We start from the raw sequence: 6,726 nt of genomic DNA, 5'->3' as shown, positions 1-6,726 counted from the left end.
GGCCGAGATCAACGGGTGCGAGCCGACCGTCGTGCACAACGACGAACCCGGCTGGACCGTCGACGATCTTCGTGCATTCGACAATGTGGTGGTCTCCCCCGGACCCGGACATCCCGGACGGGAAGCGGATTTCGGTTTCAGCCGTGAGGCCGTTCTGCATTCCCCCATTCCGCTCCTCGGTGTGTGCCTCGGCCACCAGGGGTTGTCACTGATGTGGGGCGGCGAGGTCGATCTCGCCCCGGAGCCGTACCACGGCCGCGAGTCCGACGTCCTGCACGACGACGCCGACCTGTTCGCCGGCCTGCCCAACCCCCTGCGCGTCGTCCGCTACCACTCGTTGACGGTCACGAAGGTGCCCGCCGACCTCGAGGTCACCGCGCGCACCGAGAGCGGCCTCGTGATGGGCATCCGGCACCGCACCCGCCCGGCGTGGGGCGTGCAGTTCCACCCGGAGTCGATCCAGACCGAGCAGGGCATGGAGCTGCTGCGCAACTTCGCCGAGCTCACCCGGGCCTGGCGTGCGGAGCACCCCCGCGAGGCCTCCGCCACGGCGCCGGCGATCCCCGTCCGGGACCGTCAGGTCGCGCCCTTCCGCCGGCTGACGGTGCTGGCCGAGAGCCGCGAGGTCGTGCTGCCGGTCGAGACCGCGTTCCGCGAGCTGTTCGGCGGGGCGGAGCACTCCTTCTGGCTCGACAGCAGCAAGCAGGACCCCACGCTGGGCCGCTTCTCCATCCTCGGTGACGCCTCGGGCCCGCTGGCCCGCGTCGCCAAGGCCGATGTGTGGACGAGCGAGATCGCCCTGACCGACGCGACCGGCACCTCGGTGCTCCAGAGCGGGTTCTACGACTGGCTCGACGCCGACCTGCGCTCGCTCGACGTCACCATCCCGGACCTGCCGTTCTCGTTCGCGCTGGGCTGGGTCGGCTACCTGGGCTACGAGCTCAAGGCGGAGTGCGGCGGCGACCGCGCCCACCGCTCGAACGACCCGGACGCCGCGATGATCTTCGCGGACCGGGCCATGGTCGTGGACCACGCCACCGGCACGGTGCACCTGTTGGCGCTGGCCGAGGACGGCGACGACATGCCGTCCCACGAGTGGATGCACACCACGTGGCAGCGGCTGGAGAACCTGCCCGTCGACGCGGACGACGATCGCGGCGCCGCCGAGATCAGCTCGGACATCGGCGACCTCAAGCTGCGCCACGACCGCGACCGCTACCTGGAGCTGATCGAGGACTGCCAGCGGGCCATCCACGCCGGCGAGACCTACGAGGTCTGCCTGACCAACATGGTCACCGCCAAGGGCACCATCGACCCGTGGCAGGCCTACCGCTTCCTGCGCCGCGAGAGCCCGGCGCCGTTCGCCGCGTACCTGAAGATGGGCGACCTGTCGGTGCTCAGCACCTCGCCGGAGCGGTTCCTGTCGGTCTCCGCCGAGGGCGCCGTCGAGTCGAAGCCGATCAAGGGCACCCGGCCGCGCGGCGCCACGGCCGAGGAGGACCAGGCGCTGCGCGACGACCTCGCCCTGAGCGAGAAGGACCGCGCCGAGAACCTGATGATCGTCGACCTGGTGCGCAACGACCTGAGCATCTGCGCGAAGCCCGGTTCCGTCGAGGTGCCCAAGATCTTCGACGTGGAGACCTACGCCACGGTGCACCAGCTCGTCAGCACCGTGCGGGCCCAGCTGCGCGACGACGTCACCGCCGTCGACTGCATCCGGGCCGCCTTCCCCGGCGGCTCGATGACCGGGGCCCCGAAGATCCGCACCATGCAGATCATCGACGAGCTGGAGGCCGGCCCCCGCGGCGTGTACTCCGGCGCGCTGGGCTACCTGTCGCTCACCGGCTCGGTGGACCTCAGCATCGTCATCCGCACGTCCGTGGTGACGGGTGGCGAGGTCCGGTTCGGCGTCGGCGGCGCGATCATCGCGCTGAGCGACCCCGACGGCGAGTTCGAGGAGACCAGGGTCAAGGCGCGCAACATGACCCGCCTGCTCGACAGCAGCGACGCCGCATACCGAGATGAGCCGCGCGCAACGGTCGAGGTTCACTCCCGGCGATGAGCGCCCGCGGAGCACCACCTCCTTCCGTGGCCGCTCGCCGTGGGGTGCGGGCGGCCGCCGCCGCCGCCGCGGCGGCCATAGCGACGACCACCCTCGTCGTGGCCGGAACCGCGTTGGTCCTGCTCGTCGGCTGGTCGCTCCGCGGCGCCGTCCAGTCAGCCGCTGAGCAGGAAGCGCGGGACATCGCGGAGCGGATCAGCGGCAACTACATGGGAGAGCCCGGCAGGAATGCGTTCGAGGCCGTGGATTCCTTGGCTCGCTCCAGCGAGGCGACGGTGCAGGCACTCGTCGACTACCCGCAGGACACCGGTGGTTCGCTGACCAGGGTTGAAGGCAGCAACAGCGAGTCGAACGGGCGTCCTGTCACAGATCTGCGTCCTGAGGACGGGCAGACCATCGTCAGGGATGGTTTCGTGCTCTTCTCCTCGAACGGAACCGGCGTCGAGACGGTGCTGGTGGCGCAGGGAACGCAGACGCTCGGCCTGCCCGCCTACGTCTACGTCGCGGAGCCGCTGACCACGGTGCGCCGCACGACGGAAGAGCTGGTGTTCTCCCTGCTGGTCGGCGTGCCGATCCTCATCCTCGTCACGGGCATCGCCACCTACGAGTTCGCCGGCCGGGCGCTGCGGCCGGTGGAGGCGATCCGCCGTCAGGTCGCGCGCCTCACCGAGAAGGACCTGGGCAAACGGGTGCCCGTGCCGCTCGCGCGCGACGAGGTCGGCCGGCTCGCCAAGACCATGAACGAGATGCTGAGCCGGCTGGAGGACGCGCAGGGGGTGCAGCGCCGGTTCGTGGCCGACGCCAGCCACGAGCTGCGCAGCCCGCTCGCCACCATCGCCGCCGGCCTGGAGCTGATGCAGGACGGCTCGTCCACCCGCGAGTCCGACGCGGCCACGGTCGTCGCGTTGCGGGGCGAGACCGAGCGCCTCAACCGCCTGGTCGACGCGCTGCTGCTGCTGGCGCGCGCCGACGAGCGCGGCCTGCAGCCCCGCCGTGAGGAGGTCGACCTCGACGACGTGGCCGACGCCGAACGCGTCCGCCCCGGTGACGGCGGCGTCCCTGCGGAGGTGCACGCCGAGCCCGTGCGGGTGATCGGCGACCGCGGGCAGCTCGCGCGCGTGGTCCGCAACCTCGTCGACAACGCCCGGCGCCACGCGTCCACGCGGGTGCTGGTCACGGTGCGGCGCGAGGGTGGCGACGCCGTCGTCGAGGTCTCCGACGACGGGGCCGGCGTGCCGGTGTCCGACCGGGGCCGGGTGTTCGAGCGCTTCGTCCGCCTCGACGACGCCCGCGCCCGGTCCGACGGCGGCTCGGGGCTGGGGCTGGCCATCGTCGCGGAGGTCGTGGCGGCCCACGACGGCTCGGTCGAGATCGACGACGCACCGGGCGGCGGCGCGCTGTTCCGGGTACGCCTTCCCACAGCGCCCGCGGGCGACATCCGCCCGCCCATCGGCGGCGCCAGCGGCCCGCAGGCCCGACCGGTACCGCCGATGCCGGTGCGCACGGACGACGCCCGACAGGACCCTCCGACGTCGCCGTACGGAACGCCGGCGCAACGGCTTTCGAAGCCGCTGCTTCACGGCTGAGCCGCAGGCCGCCCCGGCTCGGACAGCAGGGCGACCGCGACGCCGCCCAGCGCGGTCAGCACGAGAACACCGGCCCAGAGTTCAGCGCTCCAACCGATCCCGTCGGTCACCGCGAGCCCGCCCATCTGGCCGGTCCAGACGGCGACAGGCAGCCCGCCACCCCACCACAACCAGCGGCGCGGCATACCGGGCATCCGCCACCGCACGACCTCTGCGACGGCCACGGCGAGGACCGCCGCGAGGGCAGGCACCAGGTACCGGTACCCAGACAACCCGGCACCCAACAACGCGACGGAAGCGACCGCCACCGTGGAGACACCGCCGGGTACGGTCCGCAGGGCCCGGGACAGACCCAGCACCGGGCCGAGGATCGCGGCGGTGATCAGCAGATAGCCGCCCAGCCCGACGATCGCGGGTAGCTCGGCGGCTTCGTGTGCGGCCGTGCCTTCCGGGAACGACGTCAACGGCTGGACAGCTCTCGGGTCCACGAACACCGACAGGTAGCTCACGAAGAAGCCGATCAATGCCGCCGACGCGCCGACCGACAGCGCCAGTGCGAGCCTGCCTGCCCCCGTGAGCGGAGAGCCACGCAGGACCATCGACCGGGCCGGTGCGGTGACCATGAGCATCCCGCCGGCCAGCAGCACGAGGTGTGTCGGGCTGACCAGGGCGTCGATCCCCGCCTCGACACCGAACGCCTGGTGCCACCCGAGATCGCCGATACCACCGGCCACGAACAGGCCGATACCGCCGAGAGCCGCGGCGTAGCCGGACGGGACGGACAGCGCCAGGCCCTCTCCCCTCCGAGCCCGCCGCCCGGCCATGAGGCCGACGAACAGGGCGTACAACGCGAAGCTGGCGTAGAGCACGCCGTGCCACGGCGTGAAGAACGTATCGAGACCCGGCCGGTTGACATGCGCCCATCCGTCCAGGTGGACCGAGGAGACCATCACGAAGCCGAGACCCGCCGCGACGGCGTCCTCTGCCTCGGTTGCCCGGTCACGAACCACCCGGGCGACCGCCCGCGCTTCTGTTCCACTCACCTGCCCACCACCTTCGTCGTCACGCAGTCCTTCGCGTGAAGATACGGTTACCCCCTATAGGTATGTCAAGCCGGACGACGGTGTACCGTCACGCCTCATCGTCTCCTACTTGCCATAGGAGTAGAGTGCGACGATCCGGAGAACGAGACCCAGGAGTGCCAGTCGATGCCCAGGGTGAACAGTTCGGACCGGGGCGACGAGCCCGTCACGCCCCGACGGCCGACCTTCACCGAGCAGTACCGCCGCTGGAGGAGGCGCAGGATCGCGGCGTTCAGCCTGATCGCACTCGGCTCCGCGGTGGTCCTGTCACACGTCGTCGTCCACCTGGGCAACATCCAGTGGCTCCCGATGCAGGACCTGCTGACCGGCTACCCGACCGGCGGGGCACTGGTCGTCATCGGGCTGATCGTGCTCGGCACGAAGTAGCCGGTCAGACGCACGCCACCAGGCCAACGGAGACGACCATGGCTGCGGCAGCGATGGCGGGAAGCACCGCCGACGTGGCCACACCGCCCATGTGGACCACCGCGGTGCGGCCCCGGCCGGCCGGCCGAGCAGGCCGGCCCAGCCGCCGCAGCCGCGCGTCCAGATCGTCACCCGCCATCGCCAGGCCCCCGGGAGGCCCGGTCTGATGCCCCATGACCCCCAGCGCGAGGACGACCGCGTCGTTCCCGTGCAGCCGCGCGGCCGTGGCGTCCGCAGCGAACTCGACCAGGCGACGGACAGCGCCCGGAGCGTGGGCGAACAGCGGGATCCCCGGTGCGGCGGCTGCCAGCGCGTCGGCGAGAGCGATCTGGAAGTGGTGCCGGCCTGCGAGGTGAGCACGCTCGTGGGCCAGCACCGCGCGGACCGACTCCACCGGGAGGTCGTCGTCGAGCGCCGATGTGGCGACGATGACGGGCCGCCGTCCGGCGACGCTGAACGCCAGCGGGGTGTCGTGGGGCACCCAGAGGATCTGCGCTTCGGACCGGCCGAACTGCCCGAGCAGGTCGAGATGCCCCCGGACGTGACGCCTGCGGCGCACCGCCGCCCACCCGCCCACGTAGAGCACCCGCAGGAACACAGCACACAGCACGGCGGCCGTCCCGAGGGCCAGCACCTCCTCGAGCCGCGGGTTGCGGGCGTGTCCTAACGCCGATACGCAGACGTCGGCGAACTGTCCCAGCAGGCTCACCCCGGCCCGGTCCGGCAGCACGAGGAGCACGAGCGCGACGACCACGGCGCCGATCACCCCGGCGACGACGGACCACCAGCAGGACAGAGTCACCGACGGTTGCACCTGGGAGGACTCGACGCGGCGCAGCCACCGGGGTGCCGCCGCGCTCACGAAGATGGCACCCAGCAGAACCGCCAAGGTCGTGGTCATGTCGACCCGAGCCGGGCCGGGCCGGGCCCCCGCGATCGGACACGCGCGGCCGAGCACAACTCACCCATGCCCATCGGAACTCCCTCACCGTCGGTCGCGCTCGACGCGACCCCGCTCAAGCTACCCGCAACCGCCGCCGCCCCGGCGGCGGCGGTTAGATGTCCCCCGGCCGGAAATCGCACCGTATGCTGACCCGGGGTCCGGGATTGCCGGCCCCGCTACGAGTCGGCGTCACAGGATCTTGGAGGGGAGCATTCGTGAGCGGTCCCCGGCATCCGGGTCAGGAGAACCACCCGAGCCCTGGTTCGCTCGGCCTCGGCGAGCTCGAGATGGCGGTGCTCGAGGTGCTGTGGCAGGCGGACGCGCCCTCCTCGGCCCGCGACGTGCTGACCATCCTGACCACACGGCGCACCCTGGCCTACACCACCGTCCAGACGGTGCTGGAGAAGCTCCGCCGCAAGGGATGGGCAGATCGGCGTCCCGAGGGCCGAGCGTTCCTCTACACGGCCGCGCACAGCCGCGAGGAGGCCGCCGCACAGGTCCTGCACTCGCTGCTCTACACCGCACCCGACGTCGACGCGGCTCTCCTACACTTCGTCCGGCACGTGTCGCCGCGCGAGCAGAACGTGCTGCGAGCGGCGCTGCGGAACGACGACTGAGAACGCCGCC

The 6,726-nt window shown here is 71.7% G+C and carries 6 protein-coding genes; 4 read left to right on the top strand and 2 right to left on the bottom strand.

Annotated features, from left to right (window positions below; genetic code table 11):
* On the top strand, window positions 1-2,062 hold a 2,062-nt coding region (pabB, locus tag BGP03_RS00295), incomplete at its 5' end, for an aminodeoxychorismate synthase component I (RefSeq protein WP_299734970.1).
* 26 nt (window positions 2,063-2,088) lie between these two features.
* A complete protein-coding gene (locus BGP03_RS00290) occupies window positions 2,089-3,648 on the top strand; it encodes a HAMP domain-containing sensor histidine kinase (protein ID WP_296369091.1) in 1,560 nt (519 codons plus the stop codon).
* On the opposite strand, the gene BGP03_RS00285 is transcribed toward BGP03_RS00290, so the two are convergent.
* Window positions 3,639-4,691: a hypothetical protein gene (locus BGP03_RS00285; protein WP_296369089.1), complete on the bottom strand. Its 1,053-nt coding sequence runs from the start codon at window positions 4,689-4,691 to the stop codon at window positions 3,639-3,641. The two genes, BGP03_RS00290 and BGP03_RS00285, sit on opposite strands and share 10 nt — an antisense overlap.
* Window positions 4,692-4,856: 165 nt before the next feature.
* On the opposite strand from BGP03_RS00285, the gene BGP03_RS00280 reads away from it, so the two are divergent.
* Window positions 4,857-5,117 (top strand): hypothetical protein, encoded by a 261-nt coding sequence (locus BGP03_RS00280; protein WP_298800647.1) that lies wholly within the window; start codon window positions 4,857-4,859, stop codon window positions 5,115-5,117.
* 4 nt (window positions 5,118-5,121) lie between these two features.
* Here BGP03_RS00280 and BGP03_RS00275 read toward each other — a convergent pair whose 3' ends face one another.
* Entirely contained in the window at window positions 5,122-6,057 is a 936-nt protein-coding gene (locus BGP03_RS00275) for a M56 family metallopeptidase (RefSeq protein ID WP_296369085.1), read from the bottom strand.
* Window positions 6,058-6,314: 257 nt separating this feature from the next.
* On the opposite strand from BGP03_RS00275, the gene BGP03_RS00270 reads away from it, so the two are divergent.
* Window positions 6,315-6,716 (top strand): BlaI/MecI/CopY family transcriptional regulator, encoded by a 402-nt coding sequence (locus BGP03_RS00270; protein WP_296369083.1) that lies wholly within the window; start codon window positions 6,315-6,317, stop codon window positions 6,714-6,716.
* The last annotated feature ends 10 nt before the right edge of the window (window positions 6,717-6,726 follow it).

Source organism: Pseudonocardia sp. 73-21 (genome assembly GCF_001899645.1).
Classification (GTDB): domain Bacteria; phylum Actinomycetota; class Actinomycetes; order Mycobacteriales; family Pseudonocardiaceae; genus Pseudonocardia.
Note: the sequence above shows the minus strand (reverse complement) of the source record. Positions and strands in the feature narration are given on the sequence as shown.